This is a genomic window from Salmonella sp. 32120201201600049SM, from assembly GCF_017572835.1.
Classification (GTDB): domain Bacteria; phylum Pseudomonadota; class Gammaproteobacteria; order Enterobacterales; family Enterobacteriaceae; genus Salmonella; species Salmonella enterica.
Window position 1 is genome coordinate 45,959 of sequence record NZ_JAGESA010000009.1, and the last position, 18,653, is coordinate 64,611.

Genomic DNA, 18,653 nt, shown 5'->3' on the forward strand with positions numbered 1-18,653 from the left:
GACTGTTACGGGAGGCTGACGCCGGAGCAGATGGCGGGACAACTGGAGCCGGAGTACACACCCCAAAGGAAAGAGAGGTTTGTGCGTATTATTCATTGTGTGATCATAGCGGTACAGGTACTTCTGCTGGTTTGTTATTCACACTATCAGCCCCTGATGCTGATTTATCACCAGGAATATCAGAGTCTGGAGGGGATTCTTATGGGGCACTTCTTGCGGGAGTGGCTTATACAGATGCTCGTAATAAAAATGATAGTTATAAATATACAAAAGGTGTGAGTATGGGACCCGGATTTGGAGACTGGGGGGAACTCACATGCTCCCGGCATTCGAGGTGTCTATCGGAGATTTTCGATCTGATAGATAAGGAATATGATTGGTTATCAGGTGAATTCAAGTGAAAAGAAATAGATTTTTTCTATCGTTACTATTTATGGTGTTGATTGTGTTGTTCGTTATTCTATTTTTTACATGGTTAGGTAGAGAGAATATTAAAAATGATAGCGCTATTCGAGAAGTTGCGAAAGAAGAAGTTGATAAGCTTTTTTCTCTTTATAATGAAGGGGAGTATGCTGAGATATATGATTTGTCATGTGACTCTTTCAAAAATGCCACTGCGAGAAAAGATTTTTTAACAGTTATGGGAACTAAAATGAAAATACTCGGTGAATTTAAAGGGCGAAAACTTCAATATAGCAATGTCATTAATTCAAAATCCGTGGAGTTATATTATAGAGTGGACTATATTAACTATTCTTTAATTGAAGAATTTAATTATATTAAAAATGATGGACAAAAAATATGCTTGCAAGCAATGTATACGGATGATGCGGGGAAACATGGGGAGGTAATTAAATTACATTAATGTGTGATAACTCCAGTTAGAACCTATCCCAATGCGATGAAGAATCGGGGCTGTATTATAACTAGCGCCGTTTCTATAATCCGGGACTGGGAAGGTATATTACGTAGATCCAATAGGGCTGAAAGGGGGATGGACCGATATTATTATCCTCTGAATCCTATTACAGATAGTGATCTTCTTGGTCTTATTACTTGTGGTACTGATAGAGATGATCCTGGCAAGTTATTAAGATGAAAAATGGTTGAAAATAATTGCGTTAGTGAATGCTCATTTATGTCTTTACCTACAAAAAGTAACGGATTTGCTTGCTGGAATTGTGTTAACGAATGCAAATAAAATCAAGGCTGTTGATGTTTTTACTACAGGAATAAGTATGGTTAACGATAAGGATACAGCTATATTAATTAGTGATTTAATGTTGATATTCGGTAAGGAACTTGATGAATCTGTTGCTGTTGTTCAGTCCCGTTGTGATGAGGATGAATTTAAGGTATATCGAGAAGCGGTTGGTTTGATCATGGGTGAAATGCTTATTAAAATAATGAATCCATTATATGAAAAACATCCCGAAATAAAACCAAAAGGATTGAAATAAAACATCTGGAACCGGAGGAATAATGTGTAAAAGCCGGAGGGGTTATCTTTTCCCGGCTTTTTATTATCAATTACTCATTAACTCCTGTTCCGTTCTTTTGCGTTTAATCACCGGAATATCTCCGGTATTGTTCAGCGCCCCCAGAAATTTTTTTAACCACTGTTCTGCACTCCGTTTATTAATGCGGGTTACGCCCATCCCTTCAATACAGACAAAGAGTCCGTGGGTATGCTGCGGCGTGATCACGATGCAATCCCTCATTACCCGCACCTTGACGGGCATCCCGTTAATAAACCCCGCCTGCGGCATCCATTCACCGTACAAACGAACTGAAAGTCTCTCAATGCGTGAGTATGTAAGTATCCCGCATAATCGAGCCATTCACATTTAGAGATCATCCGACATAATCAATCTGCCAACGCAGGAGATCGCTATGCGTAAAGCCCGTTTTACTGCGCACCAGATCATCGCTGTGATTAGATCAGTCGAATCCGGACGGACTGTTAAAGATGTCTACCGGGAGGCCGGTATTTCTGAAGCCACCAGGGACAACTGGAAGTCTGGATACGGCGGCAGGGATACGCGTGGAATCACAAAAGGCTCCACCGTATTTACTGTCTGCTCAAGCTGAATTTTCGCCGTAAGGGTAAACAACGGCTGCCGGTACGCAATCCCTCGCCACTGGTCACGCCGGAAGCGCTGAACCAGAGCTGGTCTGTGGGCGTCGTTTTCGCACGTTCAATGTTGTTGATGACTGTAATCGTGAAGCGTTGTCGATTGAAATCGATCTGAATCTGCCAGCTCTGCGAGTGGTCCGTGTACTCGACAGGATTACAGCAACCGCGGTTATCTGGCCATGCTGCGTATGGATAAGGAACCGGAATTTATCTCGCTGGCACTGGCTGAATGGGCAAAGAAACATGCAGTAAAGCTGGCGTTTATCCAGCCGGGTAAGCCGAAGAAAAACGTTTTCATCACGCGCTTTAACCGGACATACCGTACAGAAATACTCAATTCTTATCTGTTCAGAACGCTGAATGAGGTGCGGGAAATTGCGGATAAAGGGTTATCAGAATATAACTGCGAACGTCCATATGAATCGCGGAACAATATGATACCGAAGGAATACCGCTAACAACATTATCTGGCCGGAATCTTAAAAATGCATGGAACTAAAACGGGTCTATTTACAGGGGCACCTGCGATGAATTTCGCTGCACTGAAAAACGATACCGGATGAGAGCTGCTTCAAATTAATGTGCCATGTTCACGGGGAGGTGGTGCGACGTTTGCATAATCCAGCAAGAACTGAAAGGAAGGGGAGAGCTTTTTCATGCCTGTATAATCAGTCTGGCCTGTGTCAGTCAGCTCTTAGTGTTGAGACTCTCGTTGGAGCGTTATAATTGCTTTTCCGTTTCGGAAAACAAGATTTTCCATTAAAGATCTTCCCTGCGAGGAAAAGTTAACTAATAATCTTACCGTCGAGTTAGGAGATGTATGTTTAAATATAAACAATGTTGCAACGATGCCTGATAATTATCCTCTCTTCGAAGATAGGTTTCCCACACTCAGTGTGCTGGGTGTCATTGTAATGTTATCACTTGAATGTAAATGGAAGGTATAATTGCTTTTTGACTAGTATTCTATTCCACCCTGACAACACGATGTTAACATCAACACTGTTTATATTGGCAATAACGCAATTTTTTTCAGATTAAGAGGTGCTCTGATATATAGATTTTTATGACATTACTTATTTGAATTGGTAACAAATACCAATAAGTACAAGCTGTTATTACCAGCCACGGATTTTTCCATACGGTAAGATTTGGTATGGTGTTATGTATTCTGGATGTGCTGGATTATTTTAATTTGGTTAAAAAAAAGGTGGTTATTCAAATGAAAAGCATAAAAAAATTGATTATCGCAAGTGCGTTGAGCATGATGGCTGCTAGTTGTTATGCCGGCTCGCTCGTGCCGAATACAAGCACTGGCGTGTCGGCGGATGTAAACTTCAGCAATCCTGGACAACTACAAGCACAGCTTACTCCAGTGTCTGGCTTGGTGGCAGGGCCTCATAAGGGTGATGAGGCTATTGCTACGCTTTCGGTAAGCGGTTCGAGCAAACAATACGTGGTAACGGGAGATTATTCTAAACCTGAAACAGTGGGCAACAACAGCGATGTGTGGACGGTAACTGGTAAAAGTGGTAATACCATTAAAGTTACCTTTGGGGGGGTAGCCTGTGCCAATAAAGGTTCATTAGTGGATGGTGCTTCGCATAAGTGGTGGGTATATAACATGACAGATAAAATCGCTGTGAAATTGTCTGGATCACAAACGGTAAAGGCTGATACTTATCCAGTGACGCTACACATAGCGGAGTATCAAGCTTAATAGTAAACAACTTTTATTGCGCCTTATTAAGGCGCAATAAATATCAAGTCATACATTTTTTTATAACTTGTAATATGAAAATTATTAGTTTTGGTGTAATGGCGGCTGTTTTATTCGTCTCTAATTCTATAACTCCTCCAGTGTATGCCACTGAGCAGAAATTAAATTTAAACACTAAATCATTCAGCGTGAAGCTGGGGGCTACACGGGTGATTTATCACGCTGGTACAGCTGGAGCCACGCTCTCGGTGAGCAACCCGCAGAATTACCCTATTTTGGTTCAGTCTTCAGTCAAAGCAGCAGACAAAAGTTCGCCTGCTCCCTTTTTGGTGATGCCGCCTCTATTTCGTTTAGAAGCGAACCAGCAGAGTCAACTGCGTATTGTCCGTACTGGTGGTGACATGCCAACGGATCGTGAGACTTTACAGTGGGTCTGTGTAAAGGCGGTACCACCCGAAAATGAACCGTCGGATACACAGGCTAAGGGCGCGACCCTTGACCTCAATTTGTCCATTAACGTCTGTGATAAGCTGATTTTCCGCCCGGATGCCGTGAAGGGGACGCCGGAAGATGTTGCAGGAAATTTAAGATGGGTGGAGACGGGCAACAAACTTAAGGTGGAGAACCCCACCCCGTTTTACATGAATTTAGCCTCCGTCACAGTAGGGGGAAAGCCCATTACAGGGCTTGAGTATATCCCCCCTTTTGCTGACAAAACACTAAATATGCCAGGTAGTGCCCATGGTGATATCGAGTGGAGAGTTATTACAGACTTTGGTGGTGAAAGTCATCCGTTCCACTACGTCCTTAAATAAATCCAGGGGCTTAGCGGCAGAATATGAAGTTCAAACAACCTGCCTTGCTACTGTTTATCGCGGGAGTGGTTCACTGCGCAAATGCGCACACTTACACATTCGATGCATCAATGTTGGGCGATGCAGCGAAAGGGGTTGATATGTCGCTCTTTAACCAGGGGGTACAACAGCCAGGGACTTATCGAGTGGACGTAATGGTGAATGGTAAACGTGTCGACACCCGTGATGTGGTGTTCAAATTAGAAAAGGATGGGCAAGGAACGCCTTTTCTGGCTTCTTGTTTGACGGTCAGTCAGCTTTCACGCTACGGCGTAAAAACGGAAGATTACCCTCAGTTGTGGAAAGCAGCAAAGACCCCAGATGAGTGTGCGGATCTGACCGCCATTCCACAGGCTAAAGCGGTACTGGATATCAATAATCAGCAACTGCAACTGAGTATTCCGCAGTTGGCGTTGCGTCCGGAATTTAAGGGGATCGCTCCAGAAGATCTCTGGGATGATGGTATTCCGGCGTTTCTGATGAACTACAGTGCGAGGACAACGCAGACGGATTACAAAATGGATATGGAGAGGCGTGACAACTCTTCCTGGGTACAACTGCAACCGGGAATCAATATAGGTGCGTGGCGTGTCCGCAATGCGACCAGCTGGCAGCGGAGTAGTCAACTGTCGGGGAAGTGGCAGGCAGCATATACCTATGCTGAGCGTGGACTGTACCCACTAAAAAGTCGTCTGACTCTGGGGCAAAAGACTTCGCAGGGGGAGATATTTGATAGTGTGCCATTTACCGGTGTGATGTTGGCATCGGATGACAACATGGTGCCCTACAGTGAGCGGCAGTTTGCTCCGGTAGTGCGTGGGATTGCCCGCACGCAGGCTCGGGTGGAGGTCAAACAGAATGGTTACACCATTTACAACACCACTGTGGCGCCCGGACCGTTTGCACTGCGGGATCTGTCGGTAACAGACAGTAGTGGTGATCTGCATGTCACCGTGTGGGAGGCCGATGGCAGTACACAAATGTTTGTGGTGCCGTATCAGACCCCGGCGATAGCACTGCACCAGGGATATTTGAAGTACAGCCTGTTGGCGGGCCGATACCGATCATCAGACTCTGCAACGGATAAGGCGCAGATCGCGCAGGCTACGTTGATGTATGGTCTGCCGTGGAATCTCACTGCATACGGCGGTATACAGAGTGCAACGCACTATCAAGCTGCATTGCTTGGTTTGGGGGGATCTCTCGGGCGGTGGGGGAGTTTATCTGTCGATGGAAGCGACACACACAGTCAGCGTCAGGGGGAGGCGGTACAGCAAGGAGCCTCCTGGCGACTGCGTTACAGCAACCAGCTGACTGCGACGGGGACAAATTTTTTTCTGACGAGATGGCAGTATGCCTCGCAGGGCTATAACACCCTATCCGATGTGCTCGACAGTTATCGACATGATGGCAACCGTCTATGGTCGTGGCGGGAAAATTTGCAGCCGAGCTCGCGTACTACCCTGATGTTGAGTCAGTCATGGGGGAGGCATTTGGGCAATCTGAGTTTAACCGGTTCCCGTACCGACTGGCGTAATCGCCCCGGTCATGATGACAGCTACGGACTGAGTTGGGGAACCTCTATCGGAGGGGGCTCGCTGTCATTGAACTGGAATCAAAACAGAACGCTGTGGCGCAATGGCGCGCACCGTAAAGAGAACATAACCAGCCTGTGGTTCAGTATGCCATTAAGCCGCTGGACGGGGAATAATGTAAGTGCTAGTTGGCAGATGACTTCACCATCACACGGTGGTCAGACGCAACAAGTGGGGGTCAACGGAGAGGCATTCAGTCAGCAACTGGATTGGGAGGTGCGTCAGAGTTACCGTGCCGATGCCCCGCCAGGTGGTGGTAATAACAGCGCATTGCACTTGGCATGGAATGGGGCTTACGGCCTGTTAGGTGGTGACTATAGCTACAGCCGGGTGATGCGCCAGATGGGAGTCAATATCGCGGGAGGTATAGTTATCCACCATCATGGTGTGACGCTGGGGCAACCTTTGCAAGGCTCAGTGGCGCTGGTTGAAGCGCCAGGGGCCTCGGGGGTGCCAGTTGGCGGCTGGCCTGGCGTTAAGACGGATTTTCGTGGCGACACCACAGTGGGCAACCTGAGCGTCTATCAGGAGAATACAGTCAGCCTCGATCCGTCGCAACTACCGGATGACGCAGAGGTCACACAAACCGATGTGCGCGTGGTGCCAACCGAAGGGGCGGTGGTGGAAGCGAAGTTTCACACTCGCATCGGGGCCAGGGCACTGATGACGCTGAAACGGGAAGATGGTAGCGCCATTCCTTTCGGGGCGCAGGTTACAGTCAATGGGCAGGATGGCAGCGCTGATCTGGTGGATACTGATAGCCAGGTTTATCTCACTGGTCTGGCGGATAAGGGCGAACTGACGGTGAAATGGGGAGCACAGCAATGTCGGGTTAACTACCACCTACCTGCCCACAAGGGAATCGCGGGCTTGTATCAAATGAGCGGTCTCTGCAGATAGCCGATTCTGAAGGAGAGAATAATGTGGATGAAAATACAGCGAGTGAAAACGGTTATCTATAGCGTAAGCTTACTGGTCGCTGCCAGTAGCTTGGTGCCGATAGCGAACGCCGCAGAAAAACTTCAGACAACGCTACGTGTAGGGACTTACTTTCGGGCCGGGCATGTGCCAGATGGGATGGTGCTTGCGCAAGGCTGGGTGACTTATCACGGCAGTCACAGCGGGTTTCGGGTATGGAGCGATGAGCAAAAGGCGGGTAACACGCCTACCGTATTGCTGCTGAGCGGGCAACAGGATCCTCGCCATCACATTCAGGTTCGCCTGGAGGGCGAGGGGTGGCAACCAGATACGGTGAGTGGTCGTGGCGCCATTTTAAGAACCGCTGCAGATAACGCCAGTTTCAGTGTGGTCGTTGATGGCAATCAGGAAGTGCCTGCGGACACCTGGACGCTAGATTTTAAGGCCTGTGCATTGGCGCAGGAGGATACGTAGCCGTCTGTTCCACTCATACTACCTGTATCAGTGAATAAGGCGAATACTGTATATCAGGTTCGAGGATGTATTGAAAATTTACTCAAGGCAAATATGGTTAGCAATCTTCATTGCAGAAAAATCAATTGCTGATTGATTTTAAAATCTGAAATTCATCTTTTTTTGTAGGGAGAGGAATATTATGTTTCGTAAAATAATTTAACGGACACTGATGCCTTTATTATTTTCTGTTTTATGGGTTTGTTTGATTCACTCTTTTGTGAGCGGGGCTTTATAAGCCCCTGGTATAAGGTTTGTTTATCTGTCAGGTATTCATATGTGATATTTAAGATTTTATGTTTAGAGGGCTTTTTCTTGTCCCCTCAGGCGTAAAAATAATTTATTTTTTATATAAAGGAATAAAGCATATGTCTTATGCACGACATTTACCGGTATTAATGTATCACCATGTCAGTGATAAACCCGGACAGATAACCTTATCTCCCCGTACGTTCCGGGCGCAGATGAAATGGCTGGCTGAATCTGGCTGGAAAGCCGTTACCGCTGCAGAGGTGGAAGCTTTTTATCATGGTGCAAGATTGCCTCGTAAAAGCGTCATGCTGACCTTTGATGGCGGCTGGCTGGATAACTGGTTGCAGGTTTTTCCGGTGCTGCAGGAGTTTAATCTGCATGCGCATCTCTTTCTTGTGACCAGTTTGATCAGTGACGGACCGGTCCGTATTCCTGCAGGCGAACCGGTGTACTCTCATGCTGAGTGTCAGATGCTGGTTAAACAAGGCCGGGCTGATGAGGTCATGCTGCGCTGGTCAGAGGTCCGGGAGATGCACCTCAGTGGCCTTGTTGAGTTTCACTCGCACACGCACACCCACCGACGCTGGGACCAGAAGCCTGTGTCCCGTAATCCGTCGGATTTGCTTCGTGTCGACATTCTTCTTAGTCGTAAGCGGATGAGGGAGATGCTGGGTTACTGCAGTCAGCATCTGTGCTGGCCTGAGGGCTGGTATTGTTCTGACTATATTCATGTGGCTGAAGAGCTGGGGTTCACATACCTGTATACCACAGAAAGGCGTATGAACAATCCAGTCATCGGTTCACAGCGTATTGGTCGTATCAACACAAAGGAGCGAAAGAATGTGGGCTGGCTGAAACGTCGTCTGTTTTATCACACCACGCCCGGATTTTCTTCGCTGCTGGCCCGGCATAAGGGGGCACGTCGGATAGCTGACTGAGCCGGAGATCAGGATGAAAGTGCTGCATACCGAATCCTCCCCCATCATCGGCGGGCAGGGGTTGTAGGCTATATCCCAAATGATGGTGCTGATTTTGAGCAGAAATAAGATAACACCGGAGGCCGTGATAGACCCGGTTGCGCAGAATCTGGAGGCAGCAGGTCACTGGCGCAGGGCTTCTACCCGTTGGCTTTTGGTCATGGGCGATTTTGAATGTACAGAGGCCCAGCGGGAGTGGTTGTTGTTGCGCCGGAATTATTGCCTTGCGCAGATATCTTCCCCTGGCGCCAGTAAAGCTGGATATCAGCGACGTGACGAAATGAGAGGAGCCTGCACATAGGTTTGTGTTTTGAGTAAGTGTCTTATTTAAACCGTCTGTTCTGTTTCCTCCGCTTTCACAAATAATATCGAGCCGGGTGGGGGGTATGCAAGTAAGAATAATCTGGCGATGTTTTGCTTGTTTCCACGGGATACTTTGTTAGGTGAACGATGCAATTAATGTGCTCCAGACTGCGTCACAGAAAAGGAGAATGCCTTTGCAGAACGGGCGCATGACAATGAACCACTTTATTATTGGTATCTGGTTCGGCGACAACCTTGACGATCACGTCTGAGATAGGGTATTTACACTGAGTGGTAAACAGGTTCAATTAGTAACCGGAGATGGATGCAAAATCATGATCGATTCAGATGCTATTTTGCAGCCAATAGATTTTTTATTATGATGATATCAAGGACATTGAGGCACACAATGACGTATCAGTAAGTCGTTGATAGCTCCTTTAATATAAGAATTTCTTTTATCAACGGAAGATAATGATGGAACTGATCAATAATCGTGGTATGCGAGACTGGATGATATTTATTAAAGTGGCGGAAGTAGGGAATCTTTCCCGGGCTGCGCGGGAATTAGATATTAGCATTTCTGCTGTCAGTAAATCGCTTAGCCGCCTTGAGAATTCTATTGAGGTTACTTTACTTCGGCGCGATGCACATCACTTAGAACTGACTGGAGCTGGTCAGACAGCCTATGCAAGCATGAAAAGGATAACATCTTCCTTTCAGTCCTTGCTGGATGAATTGCGAAATCCGGATAAAATTATCAGAGGGAGTATAAAATTTTCGGCTCCGGCTATTGTCTGTGAGTTTCTTGCCAATAAGTGGATATGGGAATTTACAGCTAGCTATCCGGATACAAAAATCTACCTGGATTCACGAGAGCGTAGCGATTTTTTTAGTAAATCCCTGGAGTTTGATGAGCTGGTTTTTAAAAGTGGCATAATCGAAAGTGAGGATCTCGTGTATCGAAAGATAAGCCCTTTAAAGTTGGTTCTTTGTGCGAGTCCGAAATATATCAGAAAATATGGCAGGATCTCACATCCTGGCGATTTGGAAAATCACATGATTGTGGGTCTTCACAACCATGGTCTTTCCGGACCTCTTACTCTTTTCCGTCAAGATGAATCATACACTATTAGTGGCGCTGTTAATGTTCATTTATCTTCCAATAATCTTTTGAGTGTTCTTAATTTGGTTTTAGAAGGAAAGGGTATCAACCTCATGACTCCGGCCTGGCTTGCCACCAAATACTTAAAAAATAATGAACTTGAAATTATACTTCCTGAATGGAGGGTCCCAGATCTCCCCATTTATCTTGTATGGCGTCATCGTCAGTATTATTCTCCTTTATTTCAACGCTTTCTGTCTTTTATTGAAGATAAATGGAATAATCGCCCACAAATTGATTTTCTGAATGATGATTAACCCGTTTGGAATGGTTTTGACACGTTCCTGACTTAAACCCACATGATGATGACTGAATTGAGGCATCGAGATATGCGACTGGTCAGCCAGTCGTCTTTTGACGATGCCCAATACAAAACATGATGCCGACTGACGGAAATGATAATACCCGGAAACAGGACGGGACTGTTTTTGGGCAGCCGGAAGTTAAGCCCATACCAGAAACGTTGCAGTGTACTGAAAAATGGCGCCAGGTTGCACTGTAAGTATCCCGCATAATCGAGCCATTCACATTTAGAGATCATCCGGCATAATCAATCTGCCAACGCAGGAGATCGCTGTGCGTAAAGCCCGTATTACTGCGCACCAGATCATCGCTGTGATTAGATCAGTTGAATCCGGACGGACTGTTAAAGATGTCTACCGGGAGGCCGGTATTTCTGAAGCCACCAGGGACAACTGGAAGTCTGGATACGGCGGCATGGAAGCTTCTGATATTAAATCTTGAGGATGTCAACGCCAGGATTTATGGTCGTTTTTCGCTATTTTTAATATCCGCTGTTTGATCACTTCTGCTGTCCGCTTTCCGCCATTTCATCTTCACTGATTGGCGTTGCGCTTTTGGTCAGCGCCCCGACTTTGCGTTTTTCCTTCAGTTGGTAACTTTCTCCTTTGATATTCAGTGTGGTTGAGTGATGCAGTAGCCGATCCAGGATCGCTGTTGCCAGCACGTTATCACCGAACATCTCTCCCCAGTCTGCGAAGCCTTTGTTTGACGTCAGGATAATGCTCGCTTTTTCATACCGTCGGTTCAGCAGTCGGAAGAACAGACTGGCTTCCTCACTGGTCATTGGCAGGTAACCTATTTCGTCCAGGATCAGCCCCCGCGCATAGCTCAGTTGTTGTAGCTGGCGCTCCAGGCGGTTTTCCAGCTTCGCTTTCATCAGCGTCTACCAACCTGTCCTGCGGCATGAACAACACCCGATGGCCCACATCTGCCGCTTTCACACCGGGGGCAGCGGCCAGGTGGGTTTTCTCCACTCCGGGGGCCCCAGCAGGATCACATTCTCGCAGCGCTCCACGAACGCCAGACCGGCCAACTCCCGGACGACCTTACGATCGATGCCTGGCTGGAAGCTGAAGTCGAACTGCTCCAGCGTTTTGACTCATGGCAGACGAGCCTGTTTCAGCCGGGATTCCATTCCGCGCTGATGTCTGCCGTTCTATTCCTGCTGCAGCGCCATGCACAGGAATGTCGACTTATTTTGGGCTGACAGAGGCATTGGTCGTTAAGACTTGTATATTCATGTTGCTTACTCGCACAAAAGGGGGAAAGGAACCGTAAACAACATTGACAGGTAAGGGACTGGCATCAATTTGAATGGTGTTTTTTTATAACATTATGTTTTAAAAGGTGAATTGTATTTTCATGGTGAATTGTTCTGTTTTATATTGTTGTTTATGGAATATTTAACCAATATTTCATCTAAAAATAGTGTATTATATTGATTACACTTTGCTGGAGAGGTGTAAACATCAAGCGTAACCATATGATGTATATAAGTTTTTGTTTGCTGATATCATATTTTTAACAGATATTGAGCAAGTAAATCTGATCTAACTGTAACTTTAGTTTTCTAAATTAATTACTTTGCTTACTTTTTTTTACCTGGTTTTGTAAAACCTCATGATGATCAGTCTATTTGTGGCTTTGTTTAAGGTTTATTTGGTTTTGTAGTCTGAATTGTATCTCCCTCCTGGAGGGCTTTCTTTAGATTCTCTGTCTCCTACGTTGTTATGTTACGTATTTGTTGCTTTGAAGGAGGGGGAAATACAGTTCCATTTATCTGAGTAAGTCAGGTACACTGTAACAACTTTCTTATGAAGAATTTCCAAAATTTTTACTGCGGCGTTATTAATTGTTCAGCGATTCTTACAGATCTGTCGTTCGCTTTTGGTGAATGAAATCCGTGGACTTTTATTTACTAATTTTTTCTTTCCTGAAAAAAACAGAGGTATTGAGCGAAAAATTTTATTCCGTATGATGCCCTCCACACAAAATGTATTAACACTGAATCGTAATTTGCTTCTTTATGCTGATAACTTTCTGTCTATGCTAATACTAAAATTTAGATGACTTTTATACGGTAAAATCTAGTATGAATTTTAAAGATACTCTTCCCGGGGTGTTTCTCTGTGTCGCTATGTTTGCATGTGGCCATGCCAGGGCGAATATGCTCGTTTATCCCATGGCGGCAGAAATTAATAGTAGCCGCGAAGAGGCCACCTCGCTGTTCGTCTATTCTAAATCAGATCATGTGCAATATATTCGAACAAGAATCATGCGTATTGAACACCCTGGTATGCCACAGGAGAAGGAGGTACCAGCAGGGAATGATATAGAGACAGGACTTGTTGTCTCCCCGGAGAAATTTGCCCTTTCCCCGGGAACAAAAAAAACAATACGTGTTATCACTACTCAGGCACCGGAAAGAGAGGAAGCCTGGCGGGTATACTTCGAGGCTGTTCCTGAACTGGAAGATGATCCACAGGCAGGTGGAAAGCAAAATTCATCCGTAAGTGTGAATCTTGTCTGGGGGGTGTTGCTGCGTGTTTCTCCGTCAGACCCCAGGCCTGCGCTGGTAACGGACGGTCACCACCTGCTGAATACGGGAAACACACGGCTTTCTCTTATTCGGGCTGGCAACTGCGACACCACATGCCACTGGCAGAATATAGGCAAAAGTATTTATCCCGGCGGGAGTGCTGATATTCCGGCCGGAATAAAAAGTAATGCATTTCGTGTGGAATATCGTACGGGTGCAAATTCACCGGTAATCTCTGCTGATTTAACAGCAGCCGGAAAGTAAAAACACACGGAGCGTACGCTATACCCTACATTTATTCTCAGGGGGAGCGGATGTATACCGAGTGTACATATATCACTGTAATAAACAACAAAGCAAGGTTATTTTTTATGAACATGAAAACATCTTTTATTGCCGCAGCTGTGGCATTGGCCACCGTTTATTCTTTTTCTGTTTCTGCGGTTCAGAAGGATATTACCGTCACTGCCAATATTGACAGTACACTTGAACTGCTGCAGGCCGATGGTTCATCCCTCCCGTCGACTATGAAGCTGGATTTCATGCCGGGTAAGGGCCTGGTCCATAAATCACTCCAGACCCGCCTTTACAGCAACGATCAGACCAAGTCGGTTAATGTAAAACTGTTGAATGCTCCACAACTTATCAACGTCCTGGATCCCACCAAAACCATTGATATGGAAGTGACTCTGGGAGGACGGTCACTGACCACCACCAATTCTGTACTGGAAGCTAAAACCCTGTTCCCGGACGGAAAAACTGGCGATGCTTCAGCTCTGCTGAACCTGGATATTGGTCAGAAGGCTGGAGCAGCCTTACAAAACCTGCCTGCCGGTGAATACAGCGGATTGGTCAGTCTGGTGATTTCACAGGCTGTCACTGCCGGCTAATAACCGGTTATTAGCTCTTCATCTGATCCGGTTTTGGGGTGTCACCGTTCGTACCTGAACCGGATCCGGTATTGATCTTATTATTCATTGCAATTCAGGTCTCTTTACGTGAGTCGTTATTTCTGGATGTATTATTTACTGGGATTGTGCAGTTTTACCAGCCAGGCAACTCTTATTCCCCCACCTGGATTTGAATCTCTGCTGGAAGGACAGACTGAGCAAATTGAAGTGTTGCTACCAGGGCATTCACTGGGATTATTTCCGGTGGTGGTTAAACCGGACACCGTGCAGTTCATGTCCCCATTGATGGTACTTGAAAGCAGTGGGCTTGCCGCGTTGCCGGTCGCAGAACGGCAAAAAGCGCTGGCTGCACTCAGCCGTCCGTTGCTACGTAACAGCAATCTGGTCTGTGGTGTCTCAGAAGCAAAAGACAGCAGCGAGTGTGGTTACGTGGCAACAGATAAAGAGGATGTTGCGGTTATTTTTGATGAGAACAACGGTCAGTTATCTTTGTTTCTTAACCGGGACTGGTTGCCGGATGAAGAACGACGTGATAAACGCTGGCTGACTCCGACCCCGGAGGGTGTCAGCGCATTTATTCACCGCCAGACGCTGTATCTGAGTGATGATCTCCACAGTCGTAATATGACACTGAATGGTAGCGGTGCCCTGGGGCTTGGTGACGGTCGTTATCTGGGAGGCAACTGGGCGGCTATCTGGAATCAGTCAGAACATTACAATAACAGTCAGGCCTGGTTTGACAATCTGTTTGTCCGTCAGGATCTCGGCAATCAGTATTATCTCCAGGCTGGTCGGATGGATCAGCGGAATCTGTCCAGCGCCACGGGGGGGGATTTTGGGTTCAGTCTGCTTCCCCTGAGCCGGTTTGATGGATTACGAACCGGGACCACCCAAGCTTATGTTAACCATGAGGTGGACCAGAATGCCACTCCGGTTATGGTTCAGGTTACCCGAAATGCCCGTATTGATATTTATCGTGGCAGCGAGTTGCTGGGGAGTCAGTTCCTGACCCCGGGAATGCATACCCTGGATACTCACTCTCTTCCACCGGGAAGCTATTCTCTGGCGTTGCGGGTGTATGAGGATGGGATTCTGCGGCGAACGGAGACCCAGCCCTTCAGTAAGGGGGGCAATAGCTTCAGTGCACAGACCCAGTGGTTTATTCAGAGCGGGCTGGAAGATACCGGGGATAAAGCCAGCCATTATGACGGTGAGACTGTCATGGCTGCCGGATTCCGAACTGGGCTGCGGAAAAATATCAGTCTGACCGAAGGTATCTCTCTGGCACATGAGGCCTGGTACAGTGAAACCCGACTGAATTCACAGCATGCAGTGCTGGATGGCACGCTGGACCTTTCTGCCGGGATACTGCATGGGACAGACAGCACGAGCGGTAACACTGAGCAGGTGACATACAACGACGGATTTTCCGCGAGTCTGTGGCGTAACCATACGGAAAGTGATGCCTGTAGTGGTCGTCATCCACAGTCAGTGCATGCCAGTATGACCTGCCAGACTTCGATGAACGCCTCCCTGTCGGTTCCGGTGGGGAACTGGTATGCCCTACTGGGATACAGTACCAGCAGGACAGAAGGTCGGCCGGTTTACCGGGGATATGATGATAACAGTGACAAAGAAAATGTGTTCTGGCGACAGGCATACATCCCTGCCTCTCACCGCGAATCTGCTCAGGCTAGTGCAACGTACAGCCTTAATATGGCTGGCATGAATATTAATACCCATGGGGGAGTATGGCGAACCCGAAATGACGGAGTGAATGATGATGGCTTGTTTATGAGTGTCAGTGTGTCATATGCCTCTCAACCACCGACAATGACTGGCAGTAATGGGTATACCTCAGCCGGGACCGATATTCACAGTAGCCGGAATCAAAAAACACAGACGTCCTGGAATGTGAACCATGTGAGATCCTGGCAGCAGGATCTGTATCGTGAACTGTCGGTGGGTTTCTCCGGTTATAACGACGACAGCTGGAGCGGGAGTCTCGGCGGACGCATGAGCGGCCGTATGGGTGAACTGAGCGCCACTATCAGTAACTCCCATCAACGTAATGCGGGCAGCGCCAGTTCACTCACCGCTGGCTACAGCTCGTCTCTGGCGTTATCCCGTAATGGACTGTTCTGGGGAGGTGGTCAGGACGGTGAACCGGCCTCTGGCATGGCGGTGAACGTGGAGTCAGAGGGGGACGAGGGCAGTAGCGGGAAAGTAGTCAGCGTTCGTGGCAGCAGCCAGCCGTTCAGTCTCGGTTTTGGTCAGCAGTCGCTGTTGCTGATGGAAGGCTATAACGCCACGGAGGTGACCATTGAGGATGCAGGGGTTAGTTCACAGGGTATGGCAGGCGTAAAAGCGGGAGGGGGAAGCAGGCGTTACTTCCTGACACCCGGGCATCTGCTGGTTCACAACATCAGCGCCAGTATGAGCCGACTGTACGTTGGCCGCGTACTGGACAAGGATGGCAGACCGCTGCTGGACGCACAGCCACTGAACCATCCATTTTTGTCGTTGGGACCTTCCGGGCGATTTAGCCTGCAGAGCGAGCATAAAGAATCCAGCCTGTGGCTGCTGTCAAAAAACAGGATCCTGCGTTGTCCGATGTCAGTACATAAACGTCGGGATGTTATGCAGGTAGTGGGTGATGTGCGGTGTGAATTAAGTGACGTGGATGCCCTGCCACAGGCGTTGCAAATATCGCCGCGGGTCATCCGTTTGCTGAACGTGGCAGGTTTGCTGCGCCATTCCGTTCAGGAAGCATGACGTAGAGATAAAAGCGTTAACTATGAGTAATAAAATGAAGTGGACGAGTATGACAGCCTATTGGTCAGCAATTATTAATTTCATCCGAAAATATGTTTATCCAGCAAGGATAATTGCCATCCTGCTGATGGCTGGCGCTACACTGCCACAAGTCGCCGATGCGATTACCGTCGACCTGAATTACGACAAGAACAATGTACCGGTCATCACTCCTGTCTGGTCCCAAGAATGGAGTGTAGCAAATGTGTTGGGGGGATGGGTATGTCGTTCAAACAGGAATGAAAATGAGGGGGCGTGTGAAGAAACACATTTGGTATGGTGGTATGCTTTTGGAGCTTATTCAAAAATTCGTCTGCGTTTCAGAGAACAAATCAGCCATGCTGAAATCACGCTCATACTGCTCGGCAGTGTTCGTAATGCCTGTTATACTGGTGTCGTGAACATGAACGCTGCTGCATGTCAATGGGGTAGGTCGCTGAAACTTAGGATACCTTCAGAAGAGCTTGCGAAGATACCTACAAGCGGAACATGGAAAGCAACGTTAGTCCTGGATTATTTACAATGGGGCGGAGACGATCCTTTAGGCACATCAACTACAGATATCACGCTGAATGTAACAGACCACTTTGCAGAAAATGCGGCTATTTACTTTCCGCAGTTTGGTACTGCAACCCCTCGTGTTGACCTGAATCTTCACCGGCTGAATGCCTCACAAATGTCGGGCAGGGCTAATCTGGATATGTGTCTGTATGACGGAGGTGTGAAAGCCCGTTCATTACAGATGAAGATAGAAGGAAGCAATAAGTCAGGTACGGGATTTCAGGTTATAAAGAGCGATTCTGCTGATACGATTGATTATGCGGTCAGTATGAATTATGGGGGACGAAGTATTCCTGTCACCCGTGGCGTGGAGTTCAGTCTGGATAACGTGGATAAAGCAGCAACGCGTCCGGTGCTACTTCCCGGGCAACGGCAGGCGGTACGTTGTGTGCCAGTGCCCCTTACCCTGACAACACAACCCTTTAACATCAGGGAGAAGCGTTCTGGTGAGTATCAGGGAACGCTGACAGTGACAATGCTGATGGGAACACAAACCCCCTGACAGTAATTATTTATTTTATTGATATCTTTCTTATATGGTTTTTTAAATCAGAGTTCTCTTTATATACTTGTTTTATTTAATAAAGAAAATCTATTCACTTATGAAAATCAATGCGTGAGGTTCTGCTTTCCTATGACTGAGTATTTAGATGATAAAGATAAAGAATTATTGAAAGAAATCCAAAAAGATTGTGCGCAAACTTTATGGCAACTTGCATATAAAGTGGGACTTACGCCCACACCATGTTTCAAACGTTTAAAAAAACTTAAAGACAGGGGGGTTATCATTGGTCAGTTCGCTTTATTGGATAAAGAAAAACTAGGTCTTTCACTTAATGTCTTTATTATGATTAACATATCTGAGGAGCAATACGCTAGTATTTCTGAGAAAATAAAGTCAATGCCTGAGGTTATTGCCTTTTATCGAATTTCTGGATCATTTAATGCATACAGTATTTACAGATATGAACGATTACTATAGTTTTTATGAGAAAGTAATATTAACTAATTCTTCAATTAGTGGATCTGCATCGAGCTTTGTTCTTGAGCAAATAAAGGAAACAAACGAACTGCCAGTGTGAAAGTGTGAT

General features: G+C 46.7%; 16 protein-coding genes and 4 pseudogenes. 18 read left to right on the forward strand and 2 right to left on the reverse strand.

Annotation, left to right across the window (positions count from 1 at the left end; translation table 11 throughout):
* The first annotated feature begins 397 nt into the window (after nt 1-397).
* Together J4650_RS16965 and J4650_RS16970 are read left to right on the forward strand one after the other, a co-directional pair.
* Nucleotides 398-865 carry a sugar tyrosine-protein kinase gene (locus tag J4650_RS16965; protein WP_000828178.1) on the forward strand — a complete coding sequence of 156 codons (468 nt, stop codon included), beginning with the start codon at nt 398-400 and terminating at the stop codon, nt 863-865.
* A gap of 316 nt (nt 866-1,181) precedes the next feature.
* Nucleotides 1,182-1,460, forward strand: coding sequence for a hypothetical protein (locus tag J4650_RS16970; protein WP_124234992.1), 279 nt, complete (start codon nt 1,182-1,184; stop codon nt 1,458-1,460).
* A gap of 66 nt (nt 1,461-1,526) precedes the next feature.
* On the opposite strand, the gene J4650_RS16975 is transcribed toward J4650_RS16970, so the two are convergent.
* Nucleotides 1,527-1,841: a SymE family type I addiction module toxin gene (locus J4650_RS16975; protein ID WP_023892102.1), complete on the reverse strand. Its 315-nt coding sequence runs from the start codon at nt 1,839-1,841 to the stop codon at nt 1,527-1,529.
* 52 nt (nt 1,842-1,893) lie between these two features.
* Between J4650_RS16975 and J4650_RS22980 the strand changes: the two genes are divergently transcribed.
* The 11 genes and pseudogenes from J4650_RS22980 to J4650_RS17025 all read left to right on the forward strand — a co-directional run.
* Entirely contained in the window at nt 1,894-2,091 is a 198-nt protein-coding gene (locus J4650_RS22980) for a transposase (protein ID WP_001224041.1), read from the forward strand.
* A gap of 234 nt (nt 2,092-2,325) precedes the next feature.
* A complete protein-coding gene (locus J4650_RS22985) occupies nt 2,326-2,595 on the forward strand; it encodes an integrase core domain-containing protein (RefSeq protein ID WP_327312387.1) in 270 nt (89 codons plus the stop codon).
* A 764-nt stretch (nt 2,596-3,359) separates the two neighbouring features.
* Nucleotides 3,360-3,857 (forward strand): hypothetical protein, encoded by a 498-nt coding sequence (locus tag J4650_RS16985; protein ID WP_031234622.1) that lies wholly within the window; start codon nt 3,360-3,362, stop codon nt 3,855-3,857.
* Between the two features lie 74 nt (nt 3,858-3,931).
* On the forward strand, nt 3,932-4,672 hold the full coding sequence (gene safB / locus J4650_RS16990) for a pili assembly chaperone SafB (RefSeq protein ID WP_023204745.1): 741 nt from the start codon (nt 3,932-3,934) through the stop codon (nt 4,670-4,672).
* Between the two features lie 23 nt (nt 4,673-4,695).
* Nucleotides 4,696-7,206, forward strand: a complete 2,511-nt coding sequence (locus tag J4650_RS16995; RefSeq protein ID WP_023993991.1) for a fimbrial biogenesis outer membrane usher protein — start codon at nt 4,696-4,698, stop codon at nt 7,204-7,206.
* A 21-nt stretch (nt 7,207-7,227) separates the two neighbouring features.
* A complete protein-coding gene (afaD, locus tag J4650_RS17000) occupies nt 7,228-7,698 on the forward strand; it encodes an AfaD family invasin (protein ID WP_000266939.1) in 471 nt (156 codons plus the stop codon).
* A gap of 407 nt (nt 7,699-8,105) precedes the next feature.
* On the forward strand, nt 8,106-8,927 hold the full coding sequence (locus tag J4650_RS17005) for a polysaccharide deacetylase family protein (protein ID WP_023994368.1): 822 nt from the start codon (nt 8,106-8,108) through the stop codon (nt 8,925-8,927).
* Nucleotides 8,928-9,009: 82 nt separating this feature from the next.
* Nucleotides 9,010-9,250: pseudogene (locus J4650_RS17010) on the forward strand (PerC family transcriptional regulator).
* A gap of 493 nt (nt 9,251-9,743) precedes the next feature.
* Nucleotides 9,744-10,691, forward strand: a complete 948-nt coding sequence (locus J4650_RS17015; protein WP_023993811.1) for a LysR family transcriptional regulator — start codon at nt 9,744-9,746, stop codon at nt 10,689-10,691.
* A 119-nt stretch (nt 10,692-10,810) separates the two neighbouring features.
* A pseudogene (locus J4650_RS17020) lies at nt 10,811-10,930 on the forward strand (hypothetical protein); the annotation flags it as partial.
* Nucleotides 10,931-11,010: 80 nt separating this feature from the next.
* A pseudogene (locus J4650_RS17025) lies at nt 11,011-11,197 on the forward strand (transposase); the annotation flags it as partial.
* Nucleotides 11,198-11,236: 39 nt separating this feature from the next.
* Here J4650_RS17025 and J4650_RS17030 read toward each other — a convergent pair.
* Nucleotides 11,237-11,827, reverse strand: a pseudogene (locus J4650_RS17030) (ATP-binding protein).
* 1,002 nt (nt 11,828-12,829) lie between these two features.
* Here J4650_RS17030 and tcfA point away from each other — a divergent pair.
* The 5 genes from tcfA (at nt 12,830) to J4650_RS17055 (ending at nt 18,544) form a co-directional block, all read left to right on the forward strand.
* Nucleotides 12,830-13,540, forward strand: coding sequence for a fimbrial chaperone TcfA (gene tcfA / locus J4650_RS17035; protein ID WP_001009508.1), 711 nt, complete (start codon nt 12,830-12,832; stop codon nt 13,538-13,540).
* 50 nt (nt 13,541-13,590) lie between these two features.
* Nucleotides 13,591-14,166, forward strand: coding sequence for a fimbrial protein TcfB (tcfB, locus tag J4650_RS17040; RefSeq protein WP_000287810.1), 576 nt, complete (start codon nt 13,591-13,593; stop codon nt 14,164-14,166).
* Nucleotides 14,167-14,274: 108 nt separating this feature from the next.
* Entirely contained in the window at nt 14,275-16,962 is a 2,688-nt protein-coding gene (gene tcfC, locus J4650_RS17045; RefSeq protein ID WP_023993810.1) for a fimbrial outer membrane usher protein TcfC, read from the forward strand.
* 22 nt (nt 16,963-16,984) lie between these two features.
* Nucleotides 16,985-18,064: a fimbrial protein TcfD gene (gene tcfD, locus J4650_RS17050; protein WP_000066479.1), complete on the forward strand. Its 1,080-nt coding sequence runs from the start codon at nt 16,985-16,987 to the stop codon at nt 18,062-18,064.
* Between the two features lie 132 nt (nt 18,065-18,196).
* Complete coding sequence (locus J4650_RS17055; RefSeq protein WP_023993809.1) at nt 18,197-18,544, forward strand: Lrp/AsnC family transcriptional regulator; 348 nt, start codon at nt 18,197-18,199, stop codon at nt 18,542-18,544.
* Nucleotides 18,545-18,653: the final 109 nt, after the last annotated feature.

Excerpts from the sequence above, each read along its gene's own strand:
- J4650_RS17005 (WP_023994368.1), top strand. The coding sequence starts at position 8,106 with ATGTCTTATGCACGACATTTACCGGTATTAATGTATCACCATGTCAGT.
- J4650_RS22980 (WP_001224041.1), top strand. The coding sequence starts at position 1,894 with ATGCGTAAAGCCCGTTTTACTGCGCACCAGATCATCGCTGTGATTAGA.
- tcfB (WP_000287810.1), top strand. The coding sequence starts at position 13,591 with ATGTATACCGAGTGTACATATATCACTGTAATAAACAACAAAGCAAGG.
- J4650_RS17055 (WP_023993809.1), top strand. The coding sequence starts at position 18,197 with ATGACTGAGTATTTAGATGATAAAGATAAAGAATTATTGAAAGAAATC.
- safB (WP_023204745.1), top strand. The coding sequence starts at position 3,932 with ATGAAAATTATTAGTTTTGGTGTAATGGCGGCTGTTTTATTCGTCTCT.
- J4650_RS16995 (WP_023993991.1), top strand. The coding sequence starts at position 4,696 with ATGAAGTTCAAACAACCTGCCTTGCTACTGTTTATCGCGGGAGTGGTT.
- J4650_RS16975 (WP_023892102.1), bottom strand. The coding sequence starts at position 1,841 with ATGGCTCGATTATGCGGGATACTTACATACTCACGCATTGAGAGACTT.
- afaD (WP_000266939.1), top strand. The coding sequence starts at position 7,228 with ATGTGGATGAAAATACAGCGAGTGAAAACGGTTATCTATAGCGTAAGC.
- J4650_RS22985 (WP_327312387.1), top strand. The coding sequence starts at position 2,326 with ATGGATAAGGAACCGGAATTTATCTCGCTGGCACTGGCTGAATGGGCA.
- tcfD (WP_000066479.1), top strand. The coding sequence starts at position 16,985 with ATGAGTAATAAAATGAAGTGGACGAGTATGACAGCCTATTGGTCAGCA.
- tcfA (WP_001009508.1), top strand. The coding sequence starts at position 12,830 with ATGAATTTTAAAGATACTCTTCCCGGGGTGTTTCTCTGTGTCGCTATG.
- J4650_RS16985 (WP_031234622.1), top strand. The coding sequence starts at position 3,360 with ATGAAAAGCATAAAAAAATTGATTATCGCAAGTGCGTTGAGCATGATG.
- J4650_RS17015 (WP_023993811.1), top strand. The coding sequence starts at position 9,744 with ATGATGGAACTGATCAATAATCGTGGTATGCGAGACTGGATGATATTT.